A 20,380-nucleotide genomic window follows, 5' to 3' on the forward strand; every position below is an offset into this window, starting at 1 on the left:
AGGTAGAGCAGCAAAGAGTTCGACATGCCCTTCATGAAAGGGCTGTACGGCTGGCGATAAACAATCTCATTTCATACAAATGAGACTCATTATTGATTCGAGCGAAGGATTGGCAAACGCTCAAGACAGGAGGGGAGATTAACGGTTTACACTCCCGGAAGGATGACATCGAGTATCGAATTTTTGACAAGTTGTGGCAAATTCTCGATATCATTCGAGGCGACTTTCGCTCCTCTGGCTGCCAAACTTCGATGAAAGAATTCCTGCTCAAACGCTATCCGCTCGCGCCCACGCCGCTCAGCCGCGACGTCAGCGCGTCGCTGATCAACTACCGGCATGGAGAACGGGTGATCTGGCACCAGCACCGCCACGGACAACTCGTCTTCGCCGCCGAAGGGGTGATACGCGTACTAACACCGGCTCGCACCTGGACGTTGCCGCAGTCGCGTGCGGTGTGGCTGCCCTCCAATGTGGACCATGAACTCCATGCGGTCGGAGACACAGTGTTATGCAGCGTCTATCTTGAACCACGTGTTTTTCCGTGGACGTGGCAGGAGCCGGCGGTCATTGCCGTATCGGCACTGGTGCGCGAGCTGGCGCTTTTGCTCGGTGCCGTGGGTGACACTTATTCCGCCAATAGCGAAGCGGCTCTGAGCGTCCCCTTGCTGCTGAAAGTCCTTTCCCAGACGACAGCGCTCGCCGAGCCTGGTGTGCCTTTGCCGCGCGACGCCCGCCTGCTCAAGATCTGTGAGCACATGATGAACGACCCTGGCAGCGAGCTGACGCTCGACTTCTGGGGCGAACAATTCGGTGCGAGTGGACGGACGCTCGCGCGCAGGCTGTACGCGGAGACCGGGCTGACCTTTGTGGCGTGGCGTCAGCAGATGCGGGTGGCCGAGGCCATCACGCGTCTTACGCTAGGCCATTCGGTTGCTCAGGTCGCCAAGGATCTCGGCTATCGCAGCGCCAGCGCGTTTATCGTGATGTTTCGTCAGATCACGGGCGGGCCGCCGCAACGTTATCTGGCAGTGCGAAAAGAATCGTGACCTGGGCGGCGAGCGAGACTGGGCTCCTCGCCCTCGCTGTCTCCCGCGCCTTAAGTATTGGCGGCGGGTTATGAGCCATTCAGATTCTTGAGATAACGCTGCGGTGTCTCGCCGAGTGTCTTGCGAAACATGGAGATAAATGCGCTCGTGCTTTGATAACCCAGCTCGATCGCAATCGTCGAAACCGGCACGTCGAGTGCAAGTTTGGCCATCGCTTCGACAAGCCGAAGCTGCTGTCGCCACTGGCCAAAGCTCAATCCCGTTTCTTCCCTGAACAGGCGCGCCAACGTTCGCACACTCGCGCCGACCCGTGCGCTCCAGTTCTCGATCGTGTCATTGTTCTGAGGATAGGAGAGCAAATGTTCGCAGATGGTCGCCAGGCGGCGATCCTGTGGCAACGGCAATGTTCCGCTCGTCAACGAAGGCGCCTGCGCAAGCTCGAGAAGCAACAACGAAACAGCATGCGCCGAGCGCGGATCGCCTTCGTCGATATTGCCGCTCAACGCATTGACCAGCGCGTCGAGCAATTGACCGATGCGCAGGACGCGGCACTGCGACTGTCTCATCACCGTTGGACTCGCCTGTGGTGCGATCCAGGCACTACGCACGATCACTTCGCCGATCGCATGCAACTCGTGAGGCACGGTCGGCGGCAACCAGATGCCGTGAAAGGGCGGCAGTGTCCACATGCCGGTGGGCGTCAGCACCCGCAACACACCACGCGACACATAAACGAGCTGGGCTTCCTCATGCGCGTGCCAGACCTCACGAAAGCCGTTTTCGTATTCCCATGCGCTTGCGGTCACGGCTGCAGCCGCAAGCGGCTCGACAGTGTAGCGCCGTCGCCAGACCGGGTTCACGTTCGCTATTTCGGCTGAATTCATCGAATTTGGGCAAAAAAATGACCTGTTTGCGATGTAATTTGGCAATACAGATCAAATAGGGCAACGATATCCTTGCTGCATATCGGCGCGCATGGAACGATTCCGTATCCATGTGTTAATGATTCTCATTCTCTCACGTTCCGGGCGAGCGGCGAGGGTGTCGAGAACCAGATTCCAGCGCCGCCACGACCACTTTGAAACCAGACGAGCAACACGGGGATGCATAAAACACAATCTGATCGGGTACGGACGGCGGTTTGTTCTGGCGGGATTTTTTCAGCTCGACGTAGTTTCCCGCTTTCGATGATCGCGGCGGCTTGCATGCTGGCCTGCGCCGCGCATGCACAGGATTCGGGCAGCACGGACGGGATGACGTCTGGCGGCGCCGCCGATCGGCACGCACTGGCGGCGGCTCGCGAGCCGTCGCTGCCGGCTGTCAAGGTATCGGGCGAACGCGAAACGGAAACGGCCACCAGCCCGGTGCCGGGCTACGTCGCCAGTCGCAGCGCGACGGGCACCAAGACCGATACGCCGATCATCGAAACGCCGCAGTCGATTTCGGTGATTACCGCCGACCAGATCCAGGCGCAGGGCGCGCAGACGGTCGGGCAGGCGCTGCGCTACACGCCGGGCGTGATCGGCGAGCAGTATGGCGGACTGGATACCACGGTCGATTACTACATGGTGCGGGGCTTTCCCAACCAGTTCCCGTTCGTGGACGGCCTGTCCACCGAGACCTATTTCACGCTGCTCGCACCGGCGGTCGATCCCTACGCGCTGGAACGCATCGACGTGCTGCGCGGGCCGTCCTCGGTGCTCTATGGACAGAACATCCCGGGCGGCATGATCAACCTCGTCACCAAGCGCCCGACGGAAGAGCCGTTGCACGAAGTGTCGATGGACGTCGGCAACTATGGCACGGTGGGCGCGCGTTTCGATCTGGGCGGCCCGCTGACGAAGGATGGCACGGTGCTGTACCGGCTGACGGGCGAAGCCGGCACGGCCGGTTCGCAGGTGGATTATCAGACCGACAAGCGCTTTTTCATCGCGCCGGCGCTAACGTGGAAGCCGTCGGCCGACACGACGCTGACCTTGCTGTCGCAATTCAGCTATCGCAACAGCAGCGATCCCACGGTCGATCTGCCGGCCGTCGGCACGCTCTATCCGGGACCGAACGGCGCGCGCATCCGCACGAGCCTGTTCGACGGCGAACCGAACTTCAACCAGACGAGGCGCAGCGAGGAAGACATCGGTTACGAGTTCGAGCATCGTTTCAACGACTGGCTGACGGTGCGTCAGAACCTGCGCTACACGCACGTCAATCTCGACAAGGACGTGGTGGGCGATGCGGGTCTGGAAGACGATCAGGTGACGATGGATCGCTATGCGTTCGACGCGAAAGCCAGCGCGGACATCTTTACCGTCGATAACCAGGCGCAATTCAAGTTCGCGACCGGCGCGCTGCAGCACACGGCGCTGGTGGGCGTCGACTACGTGCATTCGATCGACCGCTGGGCGGAAAACGATGCGACCGATGTGCCGTCGCTCAATCTCTACGCGCCGGTCTACGGCGCTCCGATCAGCTTCGGGGGCGTGGATTACAGCGTCGAACATCACCTCGACCAGGTGGGCGTGTACGCGCAGGATCAGGTTCGCCTCGGCAAGCTGGTTGCAACATTCGGCGTGCGTCAGGATTGGGCCGATACCGACGAGTTCGACCGCATCGCCGGTGCAACGGATCAGAGCAACAGCGAACAGCGCTTCACTTACCGGGCGGGTCTCGTCTATCTGTTCGACAGCGGCTTCGCGCCCTACGTAAGCTACGCAACGTCGTTCCAGCCGGGCCTCGGCACGACCTTCGACGGCAGTGCGCTGAAGCCGACAACGGGGCAGAGCGTGGAAGTCGGCGTCAAATATCAGCCGCACGGCCAGAAAAGCTTTGCGATGCTGTCGCTCTTCAACATCCTGCAGCGGAACGTGACGGAGCCGGACTACTCGCATCCTGACGGGAATTACGTGGTGCAGACGGGCGCGCAGCGGGTCAAGGGCATCGAGCTTTCCGGCGTTGCCGATCTGGGCGCGGGCATGAACCTGACGGCGGCGTACACCTATATGGACGGCACGATTTCGGCGAGCGACCAGGGCTACGCGGGCAACGCCGCGCCGAACGTGCCGCACAACATGGCGAGTCTGTGGTTCGACAAGACGTTCCAGCAGGGCTGGTATCGCGGCTTTGGCGTGGGCGCGGGCGTGCGTTACCTCGGCGCGCAATACGGCGACGAGGCGAACGACGTGAAAATGCCGTCGGTGACGCTGTTCGATGCGGCGATCCACTACGACATCGCGCACTGGCGTTTCTCGGTGAACGCGCAAAACCTGTTCGATCGCGTCTATGTGAATTGCCAGAGCACGAACTATTGCGCGTATGGCTTGCGGCGCAGCGTGATTGGCCGCGCGACGTATCAGTGGTGATGCCTCTCGTCTGATCAACATGAACCGGACGATGCCGGAGCGCCGCGGATGTGGCGGCTTCGGCATCGACACATCCAATATGTCCCTCATCTTTTATCTGATCCGCCATTCGCGCAATACGCTGCTGGTTGCGATCGCAACCAGCATTATCAGCGGCTTGAGCAGCGCCGGATTGGTCGCGCTTATCAATCAGGCGCTCGGCGTGCCGATGCAGCGGCTTGCCGAACTCGGCCTGCGGTTTCTGGGCCTGAGCGTGCTCGTGCTGATCACGCGCGCGATATCCTCGACGCTTTTCATGCGCCTTGGCCAGTCCGCCAAGGCCACGCTGCGCATGGACATCATTCGCCGCATTGGCGATGCGCCCTATCAGCAGCTTGAAAAGCAGGGCGGCGCGCGGGCGCTGTCGATTCTCACCGACGATCTCGACACCATCGTCGTATTCTTTGTGAGCTTGCCGAACCTCGCCATGCAAGGCGCGGTGATTACGGGCTGCCTGATTTATCTGGGCTATCTGTCGTGGCAGATCCTGTTGTTCGCGGTGGCGACGGTGTTGATCGGCTCGCTGGGGTTTCATCTGGTGAACAGTCGCGCGGAATTCCATCTACGCAGTTCGCGCCGGCGCGAAGACGAGCTTGTCAAACACTTTCGCGCGCTTTTCGATGGGGCGAAAGAACTGAAGCTGCATCGCCGCCGCAAATCCGCTTTTATCGACGGAACGCTCGCCACGAATGTGGAGGCCGTGCGCGTGCAGCGCACGCGCGGCTATGTGCTTTATGCAGCCGCGGCCAGTTGGGGCAGCTTCATTTTCTTCGCGTTCATTGGCTGCGTGCTGTTCGTGCTCACGCAATTTTTCCCGGTGTCGAATCATGTGATGTCGGGCTATGCGGTGATTTTTCTCTACATGATCATGCCGATCGAAGGACTGCTTTCGGCGTTGCCCACCATCAGTTCGGCGAAGGTGGCGATCGAGCGTATCGACGCCATGCATGCGGAGCTTCGGCCGGAACAAACGCTGGCCGCGAATGACGCGGTGTCGTTCGAGCGCATCGTGCTGGGGCGCGTGACGCATCGTTATTATCGCGAGAAAGAGGATGGCGTATTTACGCTCGGCCCGATCGATCTTTCGTTCGCGGCGGGTGAAATCGTCTTTCTGATTGGCGGCAATGGCAGCGGTAAAACCACGCTCGCCAAACTGATCACCGGACTTTACGCGCCCGATAGCGGTCGCGTGCTGCTCGACGGTCAAACCGTGGACGAACGCGCGCGCGAAGCCTACCGGCAGCATTTTTCCGTCGTGTTCAGCGACTTCTTTCTCTTCGATTCGCTGCTAGGCATGAAGCTCGACGGACTAGACCGCGAAGCGAAAGCGCTGCTCGAAGCGCTGCATCTCGATCACAAGGTCAAGATCGAAAACGGGGTGTTTTCCACGACGGAGCTTTCCCAGGGACAGAGAAAGCGTCTCGCATTGCTGGTCGCGTATCTGGAAGACCGGCCTTTTTATCTCTTCGACGAATGGGCCGCCGATCAGGATCCCTTGTTCAAGGAAACGTTTTATCGAAGCTTGCTGCCTGAATTGAAGAAAAAGGGCAAAGCGGTGCTCGTCATCTCACATGACGATCGCTATTTTTATCTCGCCGATCGTTACGTGAAGCTCGAATATGGCCAGCTCGTCGAGCAGGGCGCGGGCGCGGATCTGAGTCCCTCGCATGTCCAGTCATCGTCATGACGCGGGCAGGCGTGCCTGCCTGAAGACCGTGAGCGCGCTGGGCATCGCTTCGTTTGCGCCCGCGCTGATGCCGCGTGGAGCGAAAGCGGCCGCGCCCGCTCGCGTGGTTTCCTTGAGCTGGGCCGGGGCGCAGGCGCTGATTTCGCTCGGCGTGGCGCCTGTTGCCGTTGCCGATCGTGTGGACTATCCGCTTGCCGGTACGCAGCCGCCATTGCCGGCGGACACGAGCGAAGTGGGTGCGCACGATGAGCCGAATCTGGAGCGGGTTCAGCAGCTTCTGCCGGAACTGATTGTCATCGACGCGAATCAACAGGCGCTCGATGCACGTCTGCAACGCATCGCGCCCACGTTCACCCTCGATATTTACAACCCGCAGCGCGGCCAACCCTACACGCTGGCGGCGCAGGAAACGCTGCGGCTGGGCGCGCGGATCGGACGCGGCGATGCCGCCCGACGCTATTTGCAGCACGCCGACGACGAGCTTGCGACGTGCGCGAAGACGATTGCCGCGCGGGAAATGCGGCTACCCGTGCTCGTCGTCGATCTCTACGACGACGGGCGGCATCTTTATCTCTATGGCGGGAACAGCCTGATACAGGACGTCATGGACCGGCTTGGCGTGCGTAATGCGTGGCAAGGTTCGACCGGGTCGGGCTATCTGCTGCAAGGCATCGAAGCGCTGGCTGCGTTTGGCGACGCGCAGATGTTTTACATCAGCCACGGCGTGCGCGACCAGATCGCGCTGCACAATCTCAGCCGCAGCGTGTTGTGGCAGCACTTGCCGTTCGTGAAGGCGAACCGCTTCCGCCCGCTGCCGGGTTTCTTCGCTTATGGGGCGACGGCGAGCGCGGTCCAGTTCGCGCGGGAGCTTACGGCAGGGCTCGTTGCGATGCAGTCCCAGACAGGCTCAACCGATGGATGAGTCGATTGAAATGCAAAGGATGCCGAAGGTTTTTTCGATGTCCCCGTTCTGGCTGACTGGCGCGCTCGCGATGATCGCGCTTGCCTTGTCGCTGCATCGGCTTGATCTGTTGCTGCCGATGCGCCTCTGGCGGCACGCGCTGCTCGCACCCGACAGCGGCGACATGCGCCAGTTGGTCTTTTATGCGAGCGATCTGCCGCGTCTCGTCGTCTGTCTGCTGGCGGGCGCGCAACTGTCGCTGGCGGGCGCGATATTTCAGCAAGTGCTGCGCAACCCGCTCGCCGAACCGACCACGCTCGGCGTTTCCGCTGGCGCGTCGCTCGCGCTGTCGCTGACGATGCTGTACGCGCCATCGCTGCTGTTCGGCGGCCAGGAGTGGGTCGCGCTTGGCGGCGCGTCGCTGGGCATGTTGATCGTGGTGGCGCTCGCCTGGAACAGTCGGCTGTCGCCCGTCGCGCTCATTCTGGCGGGATTGATCCTGAACTTCTATTGCGGCTCGATCGATGCGGTGCTGACGCTGTTCCATCACGACGATCTGCAGTCGATCTTCATCTGGGGCGCGGGCTCGCTCAATCAAAATAACTGGGATGCGCCTCGCGCGCTGCTTCCGCGCCTGCTTGCAGGCTTGCTGCTCGCTGCGTTGCTGGCCCGATCGCTCGCGATGATGTCGCTCGCCGACGATAGCGCGAAGGCGCTGGGCGTTTCCCTGCGCCTCGTGCGCGTCGGAGCGCTGGCCCTGGCGGTCGGTCTTGCGGCGTCGGTCGTGGCGTCGGTCGGCGTGATCGGTTTTCTGGGTGTGCTCGCGCCCACCATCGTCCGGCTCGCGGGGGCGCGCCGTTTCCGTGACCGGCTCGTGTGGGCGCCGCTCTTCGGCGCCGTGCTGCTGTGGCTGACCGATGAAATCGTGCAGGGATTCACCGGCGCCTGGGCCGAAGTGCCGACTGGCGCGGCGATGTCGATGCTGGGCGCGCCGTTCCTGTTCTGGCTACTGCCGCGTTTGCACGCGCTGCCCGATACGGTTGAGTTGTCGGCGGTTCATCGTCGTGCGGCGCGCCCGCGCGTGGTCATCTGGCTTGCGCTGGGTGTTGGCGCGCTGATAGGGGCGGTCGCGCTGGGATTGGGCACGGGAGTGTCGGCGGCGGGATGGGCCGGATGGCCGGGCGCTCATGCGGGCGCGTTGCTGCATTGGCGTTGGCCGCATGTCTGCGCCGCGCTCGTCGCGGGGACGCTGTTGAGCCTCGCGGGGGTGGTTCTCCAGCGCTCGACCGGCAACGCGATGGCGAGTCCGGAAGTGCTCGGCATCTCCGCGGGCGCATCGCTCGGTCTGATCGCGCTGGTGTTTGTCGCCCGGAACGCGGGGCATCTGTTGCAGAGCGCCGCCGCCGGAGCGGGCGCATTCGCGACGCTGCTCGTCATGCTGATGCTCGGCCGCCGTCACGGCTTCGCGCCCGCGCGCATGTTACTCACCGGCGTCACGCTCGGCACCGCGTTCAGCGCGCTCGTCACGGTGCTGCTCGCGGGCGGCGATCCGCGCATGAGCAGCCTGCTTGGCTGGATGGCGGGGTCGACCTATGACGTGACGGGAAGAGAAGCCGCCACTGCGTGCCTCTTGCTGATCGGACTCGGCATCGTCGCGGCGACGCTGATACGTTGGCTGGAGATCTTGCCGCTCGGCGAAGCTGTGGCGACGAGCCTCGGCATGAATACGCGGATTGTTCGCCTTGCCTTGCTGCTGCTCGCCGCCGTCATGACCGGCATCGCGACGCTGCTGGTCGGCCCGTTCAGCTTTATCGGGCTGATGGCGCCTCATCTCGCGCGTATGCTCGGATTTGGCCGGGCTGCGGCGCAACTTGCCGTTGCCGCCGTCCTTGGCGCACTGATCATGGTGGGGGCCGACTGGATCGGCCGCAATGCGATGTTTCCGTTCCAGATTCCTGTTGGCCTCGTGGCGACTTTGCTCGGCGGCCTCTATTTTATGGGGCTGATGTTACGGGGCGATGCTGCGCAATGATCGGCTGTCCGCTTTTCTGCTCGCCCGACGTTTCTCCGACGCGGCAAGGCGAGAAAAGGCAAACGATTTCGTTGATCAAATAATGCGGGATGAGTTATAAATGATAATAATTCTCATCCGCGTTTCTGCGCGACGTCTATTGAAAAGGCCATCCGATGTCCGCCGCCGACTATCCGGTGCAGCCCACGCTGCACAAGCTCTATCACGATCACCATCACTGGCTGTTCGACTGGCTTCGTCGGCGCCTGGGTCACGCGGCCGATGCGGCCGATCTGGCGCACGACACGTTTGTTCGCCTGATGATGCGGGCCACGGCGCCCGAGGTGCGCTCCGTTGCCGAAGCGCGTGCGTATCTGCGCACCACGGCGCAAAACCTGTGCATCAATCTCTGGCGCCGTCAGGAAATCGAGCGCGCCTGGATGGAGACGCTCGCCGCCTGGCCTGAACCGACCTTTCCCTCGGCCGAACGCCAGGCCATCGTGCTCGAAGCGCTCGCGGAAATCAGCGCGATGCTTTGCGCGCTGCCGGAGAAAGCGGCGCAGGCTTTCCTGCTGGCCGTGGCGTTCCAGATGACCGACGACGAAGTCGGCGCATGCCTTGGCATATCCGGTCGGATGGTGCGGAAATACGTTGCGAAGGCGATGCTCAACTGCCTGCAATTACAGGCTTGCGACACCGCCGAGGCCTTGCGCAACGATCTTGAAGCGTAGGGCACCTCGCACCGGGAAGCCCTGTCAGGACCGACACCGTATCCATCATGAGCGCACGACCTTCTCACGCAATCCTGCAGGCTGCCGCCGAGTGGTACGCAGTGCTGCGCATGGGCGACGCCACCCACGAAGAAAAGGCGCACTGGCAAACCTGGCTCGACGCATCGAGCGAGCATCGCACGGCATGGCACTACGTCGAGCGGATCAGCCAGTCTTTCGCTGTGTTGCAGGACATGCCCGATCCCGTGAGTGCGAGCGAATGGCTCGTCGAAGCAAACAGCCGGCTGCAGCGTCGCCGCCGCGCGCTGCTCGGCATTGCCGGACTGATTGGCCTGGGCGGCCTCACGGGTCTGACATGGCGCCTGTCGCCCGATGCGCTGCTGGCGTGGACCGCCGATTACCGGACCGGCACCGGCGAGCTGCGCGACGTGTACCTGCCGGACGGCACGCGTGTCTGGCTCAACACCGCCACGGCTTTCAACCTTGCGTTCGGCACGACGACCCGCGAGGTCAAGCTGTTGCGCGGCGAAATCTTCGTCGAGACCGCTCACGATCCGATGCGTCCTTTCGTCGTCGCCACGTCTGAAGGCCGCTTGCGCGCGCTGGGAACGCGTTTCAACGTGCTGCAAGGCGAGGGCGCAACCTTGCTGAGCGTCTACGCTGGCGCGGTCGAGGTCACGCTGCGCGGCAGCGACCAGCGCACGGTGGTACCCGCCGGGCAGGAGATCCGCTTCACCCGCGACCGTATTTTGTGGACCCGGCACGCCGATCCGGCGCGCGAAGCCTGGACGCGCGGCGTGCTGATCGCGCGCGACATCACCCTTGGTGAATTCGTCGAACAACTCCAGCGTTATCGGTCCGGCCATCTCGGTGTGGCCGACGAGGTCGCAGGCTTGCGGGTATATGGCAGCTTTCCCCTGCGCGACACCGATCGGGCGATCGCCATGCTTGCCACGGTGCTATCCGTGCGGGCGCACGAAACCTTGCCATGGTGGATCACTATCGTTGGCAGTCGATAGCCGCGTGCGTATCGCGCGCTCGCAAAGAAATTTTTATAAAAAGCGGTTCCGGATTTTGTGCTCTCGATGGTTTTACAGAGTGAGAGATCCAGGTTGTTCCAGCCGCTCGATGATCGCCAGCACTTACGGCACTGGCACGCGTCCCTTTTGCGCATCACGGGCGGCTCCATGGACACCTGAATGGGCGATCACCGCCGATCTCGCCTTTCAAGCCACAGGAGCCATTGATGCCAAACCGGTCTGCCATTCCGGATTCCCGACCCGTCGTCCCCAGCCCCCGCCGAATCTATGCGCGACGGCCACTCGACCTCGTCATGCAAATGCTGTTGGCCAGCGGGGCATTCGCCGTGGCGGCGTGGGTGCCCGCCGTGTATGCGCAAAGTGTCTCGGCACCGGCTGCTCCCGCCACGCAGCGCTACGATATTGCGGCCGGGCCACTCAGCCAGGTCCTGACGACGTTCTCCGCGCAGGCGGGTATCTACGTGGTCGGAGCGACGGATCTTGCCAGGGGAAAAACCAGCCCGGGGCTACACGGCGCCTATTCCGTGGACGGCGCGTGGCGCGCCCTGCTGGCCGGGACAAACTTCATTGCGATCCCGCAGCCTGATGGGAGCTGGTCGCTCGAAGCGAAGCCCGACAACGTCGTCGATGGCACGTTGCCCGCGATCACGGTCTCTGCCGGTGCGAATGCGGTGCAGGCGGCGAACGCGATCAATCCGCCAACGACGGTCGGGTCGAAGGAAGTGTTGTCGGCACGGGAAATTGCACAAACGGTGAGCGTGGTCACGCAGCAGCAGATCCAGGCGCTTTCGATACGCACCGTCGACGATGCGATGAAGTATGCGCCGGGCGTCACGACAGAAGTCAATCAGCCGGGCTTTAGCAGCTACTACAGCCGCGGATTTCCGATCAGCACGATCCAGTTCGATGGCGTGCCGACCGGAGTGGCAACAAGCGGCATCTCGGGGCCGACCGAGGGGGTGGCCGCTTACGACCGCGTCGAGGTGCTGTATGGGCCGTCCGGGATTTTGAATGGCTTCGGCGGCGAGGGCGGCATCCTGAATCTGGTCCGCAAGCGTGCGCCGAGCCAGTTCGAGGCGTCGGCCCAAATCTCCGCAGGCACTTATACCAACGGCGACGTTCAGGCGGACGTCGGCGGGCCGATTAACGCGGCGGGTACGCTGCGTGGCCGCTTTGTCGTGGACGAGCAGTATCAGCATGAGATGCAGGACTCGACCTGGCAGCGCAATCAGCAGTTCTACGGAACGCTCGAAGCAGATGTGACGCCCACCACGCAGGTGCGTGCCGGTGTGAGCTATACCGACATTTACGGCAAGATCATGTACGGACTGCCAAACAACATCGACTATACGAATCTGAACGTATCGCGGTCCACCTATCTCGGGCCGGACTGGAACTGGTTCTCGAACCAGCGCGCCAACGCATTTGCGGACGTTCAGCAGAAACTGGCAGGAGGGTGGACGGCAAAGCTCTCCTACAACTTCATGCGCACGACCACTGATGTGCTGACGGGCGCGATCATCACCAACGATCCCGCGACGAACCTGAGCAACCGCTACAGCCTGAACACGGCCGACACCAACACGCAGAATGCGATCGACCTCTATGCGACCGGGCCGTTCACCTTGTTTGGACGTACACACCATCTGACGGTTGGCGCGAGCTATCTGCATACGAACGACGTCACCAACCAGTACCTCATCAATCCCGATAGCGGGCTGGACTTCGAGGGGGGCATCACTGCGCCGCTCTACGACAATTCGGCTTATTCGAATGCGTTCGCGGGTGGTCCGCAAAACGACGTGACGACGGTGTCCACGCAGTACGGCATTTACGGCAACGCCCGCTTCAGCCTGGCCGATCCGCTCACGTTGGTGGTAGGCGGGCGCGTGACGTGGTGGAACGGCGAGTCGTTGCCGAGCACGAACCCGAACAACAACTTTTTTGGCAACGTCACGACGCACGATCACGTGTCTGCGAAATTCAGCCCGACGGTGGGCCTGATCTACGATGTCAATGATGATCACACGCTCTATGCCAGCTATGCCTCGATTTTTCAGCCGCAGGCGGGAGATGAAACTGTCTCGGGCCAGGTGATCGAGCCGCTCGATGGCTATCAGTTCGAAATCGGCGAGAAAGGTGAGTACCTGGGCGGCCGGCTCACCACGAACGTCGCGTTGTTCCATATCCGCGAGAAGAATCGTGCGATGAGCGATCCGCTCAATCCGGGCTTCTATGTCGCGCAGGGGCAGGCGCAGTCCCAGGGCGTGGGCCTGCGGGCAATGGGGCGACTGACGTCGAACTGGAAGGTCGGGGCGGGCTACACCTATACAAACTGGCGCAATTACGACGACAGCTTCACTGCTCACCAGGGCTTCTCCGTGGTGACGCCTAAGCATCTGTTCAAGTTCTGGACCAGCTATAACCTGCCCGACCAGTTCCACCGCTGGACGGTGGGTGGCGCGCTTTACGTGCAGAGCGGTACGTCCTACACGGACAAAAGCGGGTTCCTGTCGAACAATACGACCTCGGGAGGGACATTGAATGCTGGCGGCTACGCGACGGTGGACGCGAACATCGGCTACCAGATCAACAAGCACCTCAGCGCATCACTGCTGGTGACAAATCTGTTCAATCGCAAGTACATCTCTTCGCTGACGACGGGCGGTCCCGGTACGTATTACGGTGATCCCGCCAAGGTGTTGTTCACGCTGCGCGCGGCAATGTAGCCGCTGGAGTGCCATCGTTATCACGGACGAGGCTCGCACTGCGGGAGGTATGTCCGAGAGGGCAGAAGTATCCGCGTGTGGTGCGCCAAGACAGGAGGTCGGGGATGTAAAGGGAGAAGCTGACCCAATGAGGGATCAGTTTCTCCCGGCGAGTTCCAGCGAATCGATGAAGACATGCATTGGCGTCTTTCCGCCGCGCCATCGTTCTTGATGGTCGCGCTCATTGTTGTATCAGACTAAAGAGCGCTCAAGGCATCACTTCGTGTTTTATAAATAAACATTATAAAAGTAATGTCTAAATATTGGCTGATTTTGGTAGAAAGTTGACGGTTTACGTTGTAATATTAACGTTCCGATTGCATTGAAATAGCCCATGTCTGACGCCGCTCCCGACGAAGTCCGTATTACCGCCGAAATCGAACGCCTTAAAGTCGAATTTCCCAAGACGCGCGAGTTGTACCGGGAAGTGTGTGCGCTCCTTTTCTTCCGCTTTGGGGTGACGCCCACCGCGAACCGCCTCTATCAGCTAGTTCGGCGCGGCAGCATGGGCACGCCGACGGCGGTTCTCTCCGAGTTCTGGACCGAGTTGCGCGAAAAAAGCCGCGTGCGTATCGAACACGCCGATCTGCCGGAAGAGTTGCAAGGCGCGGCCGGCGAGCTGGTCGCCGCCTTGTGGACGCGTGCGGCGGCGGCGGCGCAGGCGGCGCTCGAAGCGTTGCGTGTCGAAGTCGAAGGCGTGCGTCACGAAGCGGAAGCCCGTGTCACGAGCTTGCAGAGTGATCTCGCGCGTACGGAAACGGCGCTGGAGCAACGGACCACGGCGCTGCTCGCCGCGCAGGTGCGCATTCACGAGCTGGAACAGGTCCAGGCGGCAGGCGAGGCCACGCGCGCCGCGCTCGAAGGGCAGATCGCGCGTTTGCAGCAAGATGGCAAAGAGCGTGACGCCGCGCTCGTCCAGGCGCGCGCCGACTTCGCCGTCGAACTCGACAAACTGCGCGCGGGCGCCGAACTCGCGCAAACCCGCCTGCAAGCCGCGGAAAAACGCGCGCTGCTCGAAATCGAACGCGAGCGCGCCACCAACGCGCGTCTGCAAAAGGATCTGGAGACCGCGACGAAACGCGCCGCCCGCGCCGAAGAAAGCGCGCGCACCGAAACGCAGGCGCTGCAAGGCCAGTTGGGCGACCTGCGGCACCAGGCCGGCATACTGGAGGGGCGTCTGGACGCGCTGCGCATGGCCCACGATACACAAACGCAGGAACTGGAGGCGCTACGTAGCAAGGCGAATGCAATTGCGCCCGCGAATCCCGCTCCTGGCGCGCGACGTACACCAAGGCGCGCGGCACGATCGACGGATGGCTCGGCAACGCCGATGCGTGTTATGCGCAAAAAGTCCGCGAAATCCTGACCCATCCGCAGCGGATCGTGGCCCTATATCTTCGCTGTATCCTGGGTCTACCGTTGGAGCCAGCGCTTCGCTAACGTAATCGGCTTTTCACACCCTGAAACAGGAGAAGCCGAGGATGTCCGAGAGCGATAACCACCACAGCAACGACAGCAACGAAAACAGCAACGAGACCGCTTCAGCCGATTCGACCGCCACCGAGGGCGCACCGTCTGCGCGCACGCGCGTGCGCCGCATCGCGCAGCGCGCCAGTTACGATCACGCCACACTGCACGCGATTCTCGACGCGGCCTATGTTTGCCATGTCGCGTTCGCCGACGACCATGGTGTCCATTGCATTCCTACTGCGTGCTGGCGCGAGGGCGACCATCTCTACATCCACGGCTCCAACGGCAGCCGTATGCTCAAGCTCGCCGCCGAAGGCGCGCAGATCTGCGTGACCGTCACGCACCTTGACGGCCTCGTGCTCGCGCGCTCGGCGTTCAATCACTCGATGAACTATCGCTCGGCGATGATCTATGGCGCCTTCGAAGTCGTCGGGGAGGCGCACAAGGCCGCTGCGCTCGACGCCTTCATGGAGCACATCGCGCCGGGCCGCGTCCACGAAGCACGCGGCGGCAACCGCAACGAATTGGCCGCGACCACGATGCTGCGCCTGGCGCTCGACGAGGCGGTTGCGAAAGTGCGCGCGCACGGTGTCTCGGACGACGAGGAAGATCTCGATCGCCCCGTCTGGGCGGGCGTGTTGCCAATGGCGCTCAGACCGCTTGCGCCGGAGCGTGACGGCGACCTGCCCCCGGGCGGCGAACCGGCATATGTGCGCGACTGGGCGAGCCGGGCGACCGGCGCACAGCGGTGAATCGATGATTCCGGTAACGACGGAACGCGCTATGCCATTGGTGCCGTCGTGCTCCATTCATCGATTCGTGTGACCGGCCCGATTCAGCGGATTCGCCGTGCTTCTCCTCAGCTCAGCAGATATTCTCTCGCCAGCGTTCTTGCCCGATGCAGCCGGCTTTTGGCTGCGGCCGACGTGATCCCAAGCTGTTCGGCGATCTCGCCGATGGTGAGTTCCGCGAAGTCGCGCAGCAACAAGATGTTGCGATAGTCAGCGGGCAGGGATTCGATGGCGTCCACCAGTTCGCGTCGCAGGGAGTCGCCGTCATGGGTGGCAAGCCAGCGCTCGACGGTGGCTTCGTCGTAAGGATCGAAGTTCAGCGCTTTACGGCCGAGCCGTCGACATTCGCGGCGCACGATCGCGAAAAGCCAGCCTGAGAATGCCGCAATCGCGCGCACGGACGCGTGCTTGCGCGCGACGACCATTAGCGCTTCCTGGACGGCATCGTCGACGTCGGAGATGAAGCAGTTGCGTTGCGCGTAGCGGCGCGCATCGGGTTGGCACTGCCGCAACAGTGCGTCAAGCGCGGCCGGGTCACCGGTACGCGCTGCCTCGACTACGGCCAGCCGTTCGTCGTTGGTTGCCATGCCGGCCTTCCCGGATCAGTTTTTGGCCGTCTGCGCTGCACGCGCGTTTTTTGCCAGCTTTCGACCAACGAGCGCGCAGGCCGGACAAAAGCCCACCAGACCGGAAATGACAATGCCGGCTGCCGCGAGCGCCACGATCACGCCAGGCGCGCCCTTCAGGAAAATCAATGCTAGCACGATGACAGTCGCACCCAGAATGACGCGAACGATGCGTTCCCAGCCTGGAACATTTTTTACATAGAACATGGCTCACCCTCTAAATGGAATCGAGAGACGACCTCTCGCCCACCAAGAGGCGCTTGCGCATCGAGTTGGTTCGCTCCCCATTAAATATTTTTCGGCTGGCGTAATGAACGAAGCGGGAACGAAGCGCCGCCGGAAACCTCATCTTGCATTCGTGAAATTATCGTGATAATTTTCATGAAAATTAGACAATGAAATTTCACGGATGCCGCTATGTTCGTCGAATCGACCCAGCATGTGGAGAGCTACTACGCCCGCACCCTGCCTGCCGCCGCGCCCGCGCGTCCGGCTTTGGAAGAGGACTGCGACGCGGATGTCCTGATTGTCGGCGCTGGTTTCAGCGGTCTGCATACCGCGCTGCGTCTCGCGCTGGCCGGCAAGCGCGTCGCGGTCATGGAGGCGAGCCGGGTAGCGTGGGCCGCGTCGGGGCGCAACGGCGGCCAGGCGTTGCTCGGCTGGTCGTGCGATATGGGGCCGCTCGAACATTCGCTGGGCATCGAGCGTGCCCGCGAACTGTGGGACAGCATGCGCTGGGCCGCGCGCGAAGTGCGCGAGCTGCCGACGCGACATGGCTTCGATATCGACTACCGGCCAGGCAGTCTCTGGGCCGCCGTGAAGCGCGGCCGCGTCGGCTTGCTCGACGCGGCGCGCGACGAGGCTGCGCAGAAGTGGGGGTACGACGCGCTGCGCGTGATTCCGCAACAGGACATGCCCGACTGGATCGGCAGCCCGCGCTATCGCGCCGCGCTCTATGATCCGGAGGCCGGGCACCTGAATCCGCTCAAGCTCGCGCTGGGCATCGCCGCCGCCATCGAACGCGCGGGCGGTCGCATCTTCGAGCAGACCCGCGTTCTCAAGTGGCGCGAGACGCCGTCCGGTTTCGTCGCGAACACGCCGAACGGATCGATCCGCGCCGATACGCTCGTGCTCGCCTGCAACGCCTATATCGACCGCCTCGACAGCGAACTCGCGCGCCGCGTGCTGCCGGTCGGCACGTATCAGGTGGCCACGGCGCCGCTCGATCCGGCGCTCGCAAGCGAACTCCTGCCGCGCAATAGTTGCGTGATCGACAATCAGTTCGTCCCCGACTACTTCCGTTTGAGTCCCGATCACCGGCTGCTGTTCGGCGGCGCATGTACGTATCTGGGCGGCATCCCGAAGGACATCCGCGCGGCTGTTCGCCCGAGTCTGGAGCGCGCGTTTCCAAAGCTGCGCGGCATCGCGCTCGATCACGCGTGGGGCGGCCATATCGACATCAGCATCCGGCGCACGCCCGACGTGGGCCACGCGCGCGGACGCTACTGGCTGCAGGGCTTTTCCGGTCATGGCGTGCTGCCGACGCTGGCCGCCGCGCGTGCGGTGTCCGACGCGATCCTCGGCGACACGCGCTTGCTCTCGCACTACGAGGCCATCCATAATCCGCGTTTTCCGGGCGGCGATGTGCTGGCCGCGCCGCTCGAAGCGCTCGGCAAGCTCTGGTATCGCCTGCGCGACGTCGTCTGATGGGAGTGAAACCGGCATGGACAGGCAGGAAGAGATCGAAGGGCTCGCGATCCTGATTCGCGATCTGCGCAAGCACAAGAAAGTGACGTTGTCAGAACTGGCGCAGCGCATCGGGCGTTCGGTGGGGTTTCTCTCGCAGGTCGAGCGCGGGCTGTCGCGGCCCACGGTGGCCGATCTCACCGCGATCGGCGAGGCGCTGCAGACCCCCACGACGTACTTCTACAGCGTGAGCAAGCCGCGCGCGCTGCCGTGGGTCACGCGGCCCGGCGAGCGGCGCACGCTCTATTACGGCGGCGGCATTACGGACGTGCTGGTGTCGCCGAGCATGTCGTCGGGCTTTTCGATGCTCGAAAGCCTGCTGGAACCGGGCGCGACGAGCGGCGAGCGTCCCGTCGACGATAGCGACGAGCAGGGCGGTTTCGTACTCGAAGGTGAACTCACGATCTGGCTCGACAGTGACGGCGAGCCCGTCACGCTCAAGGCCGGCGACAGTTTTCAGCTGCCTTCGCGTTGCCGTTTCAGCTATGCGAATCTAGCGGAGCAAACCGCGCGCGTGCTGTGGGTTTTCACCTGATATCACGCTTGCGTATCGATTGATCGTTTCAGCACGCTTTCAAGACGTGCATGTTTTCTGGATGTTTCGCATTCCATACTAAAAATCAGGCTTGGCACCCATAAGGACCCTGACGTGACCGACATCGCATCCGATCTCCTGAGCGAAGTACGCGCCTTTCGTGCGGCGCACCCCGACGTGCACTATGTCGATCTGATCTGCCTCGATCTGCCGGGCCATTTTTACGGCAAGCGTTATCCCATTGGCATGTTGGAAAAAGTCGCGGCCGGCGCCATGCTCAAGCTGCCGCAGAACTGCATCCTGCTGGGCGCGCAGGGCGGCGTGTACCCGATCGGCGACTATTGCTTCCACGACGGCGATCCCGACGCCGCGCGCCGTCTCGTGCCGGGCACGCTCAAGCGGGTGCGCTGGGAGCAGCAGCCGCTCGCGCAGATGCTCATCACGTCGGACGGCACGGCCGCGCCGATCGCTTTCGAGCCGCGTGAAGTGCTCGCGCGCGTGCTCCAGCGTTTCGTGCGGCGTGGGCTGAAGCCGGTCGTCGCCTTCGAGCTGGAGTTCTACCTGTTCGATGCAAAGTTGCGCGAAGGGTTGCCGCAGCACGCTCGCGATCCGCTCTGCGACGATCCCGACGATCAGCCGAACATGCACATCGAGCGTCTCTCACGCTTCGCGCCCGTGCTGCACGAGATGGTCACAGCGGCGCGCGAACAGGATGTCGATGCAACGGTCATCACCGCCGAACTCGGACCGGGCCAGTTCGAGATCAACTTCGGTCACTGCGACGACGCGCTGCGCGCGGCCGACTGGTCCGCGCTGTTCTGCCGCAGCACGCGAGGCGTGGCGATGCGGCACGGCTACCGCGCGAGTTTCATGTCGAAACCCTGGCTCGACGCGCCGGGCAGCGGTATGCACGTGCACGTGAGTCTTTATGACGAGGCCGGCCGCAACGTGCTGGCGGCGCACGAGCGGCGCGCGCTGCGTCATGCCGTGGCGGGTTGCCTCGCGCTGCTGCCGCATTGCATGCCGATCTTTGCCGCCAACCACAACGCATTTCGCCGCTACGGCGCGATGGTCAACGCGGCGAGCCGGGCGAACTGGGGTTTCGAGGATCGCGACGCCTGCATCCGCATTCCGGAATCGGACGAGGCGAATCTACGCATCGAGCATCGCCTCGCAGGCGCCGACGCGAATCCTTATCTAGTGCTCGCGGCCATCCTCGCCGGCATCGAATATGGGCTCGACGCAGGCCGGGAACCGATCGCACCGCTCAACGAAAATCGTGCGAGCGGGGTGGATTTTCCGCGCGACATGCTCTCGGCGGTGGCCGCGATGCGGGCTCACGCCGGCGTGCGCGAGGCGCTCGGAGAGGACTTTGTGACGGTCTATTGCGAAAATAAACGGCAGGACCACCTCGATTTTATGAACGCGATTGCCGCACGAGAATATCGGTGGTTTTTGTAAAAATACGCGAAATAGACACTAAATAGGCGAGAAAATCGCCTTGCATGAATCGTTCCTGGTCTGGGGAAGCCTCTGTAAGCCCCGTGTGCCTTACGTTTCGATATGCAACGCGATTTGCCTGTTTTGCCCGCGTGAGGTAGGGTATGCAGGTTTTCTCAACTCAACACAGGTA

Annotated in this window: 16 protein-coding genes; 13 read left to right on the forward strand and 3 right to left on the reverse strand. The window is 62.5% G+C overall.

The features are described from left to right. Positions 1–92: 92 nt before the first annotated feature. The gene (locus B0G62_RS27640; RefSeq protein ID WP_244193400.1) at positions 93–1,046 is read left to right on the forward strand and encodes an AraC family transcriptional regulator; all 954 of its coding nucleotides are present in this window, start codon (positions 93–95) and stop codon (positions 1,044–1,046) included. Positions 1,047–1,114: 68 nt separating this feature from the next. On the opposite strand, the gene B0G62_RS27645 is transcribed toward B0G62_RS27640, so the two are convergent. Continuing rightward, the gene (locus tag B0G62_RS27645) at positions 1,115–1,906 is read right to left on the reverse strand and encodes an AraC family transcriptional regulator (RefSeq protein WP_167401353.1); all 792 of its coding nucleotides are present in this window, start codon (positions 1,904–1,906) and stop codon (positions 1,115–1,117) included. A gap of 345 nt (positions 1,907–2,251) precedes the next feature. Here B0G62_RS27645 and B0G62_RS27650 point away from each other — a divergent pair, with 345 nt between their 5' ends. From B0G62_RS27650 to B0G62_RS27695, 9 genes are all read left to right on the forward strand, one after another. After that, complete coding sequence (locus B0G62_RS27650; protein ID WP_167401354.1) at positions 2,252–4,402, forward strand: TonB-dependent siderophore receptor; 2,151 nt, start codon at positions 2,252–2,254, stop codon at positions 4,400–4,402. A gap of 79 nt (positions 4,403–4,481) precedes the next feature. After that, complete coding sequence (locus tag B0G62_RS27655; protein ID WP_103707393.1) at positions 4,482–6,128, forward strand: cyclic peptide export ABC transporter; 1,647 nt, start codon at positions 4,482–4,484, stop codon at positions 6,126–6,128. Beyond that, positions 6,109–7,050, forward strand: coding sequence for an ABC transporter substrate-binding protein (locus tag B0G62_RS27660; RefSeq protein WP_103707363.1), 942 nt, complete (start codon positions 6,109–6,111; stop codon positions 7,048–7,050). The genes B0G62_RS27655 and B0G62_RS27660 overlap by 20 nt, the downstream gene beginning before the upstream one ends. A 37-nt stretch (positions 7,051–7,087) precedes the next feature. Next, positions 7,088–9,061: a Fe(3+)-hydroxamate ABC transporter permease FhuB gene (gene fhuB, locus B0G62_RS27665; RefSeq protein ID WP_208624252.1), complete on the forward strand. Its 1,974-nt coding sequence runs from the start codon at positions 7,088–7,090 to the stop codon at positions 9,059–9,061. Positions 9,062–9,216: 155 nt separating this feature from the next. Beyond that, positions 9,217–9,771: a sigma-70 family RNA polymerase sigma factor gene (locus tag B0G62_RS27670; protein WP_103707364.1), complete on the forward strand. Its 555-nt coding sequence runs from the start codon at positions 9,217–9,219 to the stop codon at positions 9,769–9,771. Positions 9,772–9,818: 47 nt separating this feature from the next. Continuing rightward, a complete protein-coding gene (locus B0G62_RS27675; RefSeq protein ID WP_103707365.1) occupies positions 9,819–10,790 on the forward strand; it encodes a FecR family protein in 972 nt (323 codons plus the stop codon). Between the two features lie 314 nt (positions 10,791–11,104). After that, positions 11,105–13,540 (forward strand): TonB-dependent siderophore receptor, encoded by a 2,436-nt coding sequence (locus B0G62_RS27680; protein WP_167401355.1) that lies wholly within the window; start codon positions 11,105–11,107, stop codon positions 13,538–13,540. 373 nt (positions 13,541–13,913) lie between these two features. Next, complete coding sequence (locus tag B0G62_RS27690; RefSeq protein WP_103707367.1) at positions 13,914–14,945, forward strand: DNA-binding protein; 1,032 nt, start codon at positions 13,914–13,916, stop codon at positions 14,943–14,945. 115 nt (positions 14,946–15,060) lie between these two features. Further along, positions 15,061–15,801, forward strand: coding sequence for a pyridoxamine 5'-phosphate oxidase family protein (locus B0G62_RS27695; protein ID WP_103707368.1), 741 nt, complete (start codon positions 15,061–15,063; stop codon positions 15,799–15,801). Positions 15,802–15,908: 107 nt separating this feature from the next. Here the strand turns inward: B0G62_RS27695 and B0G62_RS27700 are convergent, their stop codons facing one another. Beyond that, positions 15,909–16,427 carry an RNA polymerase sigma factor gene (locus B0G62_RS27700; RefSeq protein WP_103707369.1) on the reverse strand — a complete coding sequence of 173 codons (519 nt, stop codon included), beginning with the start codon at positions 16,425–16,427 and terminating at the stop codon, positions 15,909–15,911. Positions 16,428–16,442: 15 nt separating this feature from the next. Further along, entirely contained in the window at positions 16,443–16,673 is a 231-nt protein-coding gene (locus B0G62_RS27705) for a YgaP family membrane protein (protein WP_103707370.1), read from the reverse strand. A gap of 210 nt (positions 16,674–16,883) precedes the next feature. Between B0G62_RS27705 and B0G62_RS27710 the strand changes: the two genes are divergently transcribed. From B0G62_RS27710 to B0G62_RS27720, 3 genes are all read left to right on the forward strand, one after another. After that, positions 16,884–18,173, forward strand: coding sequence for an NAD(P)/FAD-dependent oxidoreductase (locus B0G62_RS27710; protein WP_103707371.1), 1,290 nt, complete (start codon positions 16,884–16,886; stop codon positions 18,171–18,173). Positions 18,174–18,189: 16 nt separating this feature from the next. Then, complete coding sequence (locus B0G62_RS27715; RefSeq protein WP_103707372.1) at positions 18,190–18,747, forward strand: helix-turn-helix domain-containing protein; 558 nt, start codon at positions 18,190–18,192, stop codon at positions 18,745–18,747. A gap of 114 nt (positions 18,748–18,861) precedes the next feature. Next, the gene (locus B0G62_RS27720) at positions 18,862–20,208 is read left to right on the forward strand and encodes a glutamine synthetase family protein (protein ID WP_103707373.1); all 1,347 of its coding nucleotides are present in this window, start codon (positions 18,862–18,864) and stop codon (positions 20,206–20,208) included. Positions 20,209–20,380 lie beyond the last annotated feature (172 nt).

This window comes from Paraburkholderia eburnea, assembly GCF_002917095.1.
In the GTDB taxonomy this organism is placed as follows: Bacteria; Pseudomonadota; Gammaproteobacteria; order Burkholderiales; family Burkholderiaceae; genus Paraburkholderia; species Paraburkholderia eburnea.

Bases quoted from the DNA above. Each gene is read 5' to 3' on its own strand.
- B0G62_RS27650 (WP_167401354.1), top strand. From the start codon at position 2,252: ATGCTGGCCTGCGCCGCGCATGCACAGGATTCGGGCAGCACGGACGGG.
- B0G62_RS27655 (WP_103707393.1), top strand. From the start codon at position 4,482: ATGTCCCTCATCTTTTATCTGATCCGCCATTCGCGCAATACGCTGCTG.
- B0G62_RS27660 (WP_103707363.1), top strand. From the start codon at position 6,109: ATGTCCAGTCATCGTCATGACGCGGGCAGGCGTGCCTGCCTGAAGACC.
- fhuB (WP_208624252.1), top strand. From the start codon at position 7,088: ATGTCCCCGTTCTGGCTGACTGGCGCGCTCGCGATGATCGCGCTTGCC.
- B0G62_RS27670 (WP_103707364.1), top strand. From the start codon at position 9,217: ATGTCCGCCGCCGACTATCCGGTGCAGCCCACGCTGCACAAGCTCTAT.
- B0G62_RS27675 (WP_103707365.1), top strand. From the start codon at position 9,819: ATGAGCGCACGACCTTCTCACGCAATCCTGCAGGCTGCCGCCGAGTGG.
- B0G62_RS27680 (WP_167401355.1), top strand. From the start codon at position 11,105: ATGCAAATGCTGTTGGCCAGCGGGGCATTCGCCGTGGCGGCGTGGGTG.
- B0G62_RS27690 (WP_103707367.1), top strand. From the start codon at position 13,914: ATGTCTGACGCCGCTCCCGACGAAGTCCGTATTACCGCCGAAATCGAA.
- B0G62_RS27695 (WP_103707368.1), top strand. From the start codon at position 15,061: ATGTCCGAGAGCGATAACCACCACAGCAACGACAGCAACGAAAACAGC.
- B0G62_RS27700 (WP_103707369.1), bottom strand. From the start codon at position 16,427: ATGGCAACCAACGACGAACGGCTGGCCGTAGTCGAGGCAGCGCGTACC.
- B0G62_RS27705 (WP_103707370.1), bottom strand. From the start codon at position 16,673: ATGTTCTATGTAAAAAATGTTCCAGGCTGGGAACGCATCGTTCGCGTC.
- B0G62_RS27710 (WP_103707371.1), top strand. From the start codon at position 16,884: ATGTTCGTCGAATCGACCCAGCATGTGGAGAGCTACTACGCCCGCACC.
- B0G62_RS27715 (WP_103707372.1), top strand. From the start codon at position 18,190: ATGGACAGGCAGGAAGAGATCGAAGGGCTCGCGATCCTGATTCGCGAT.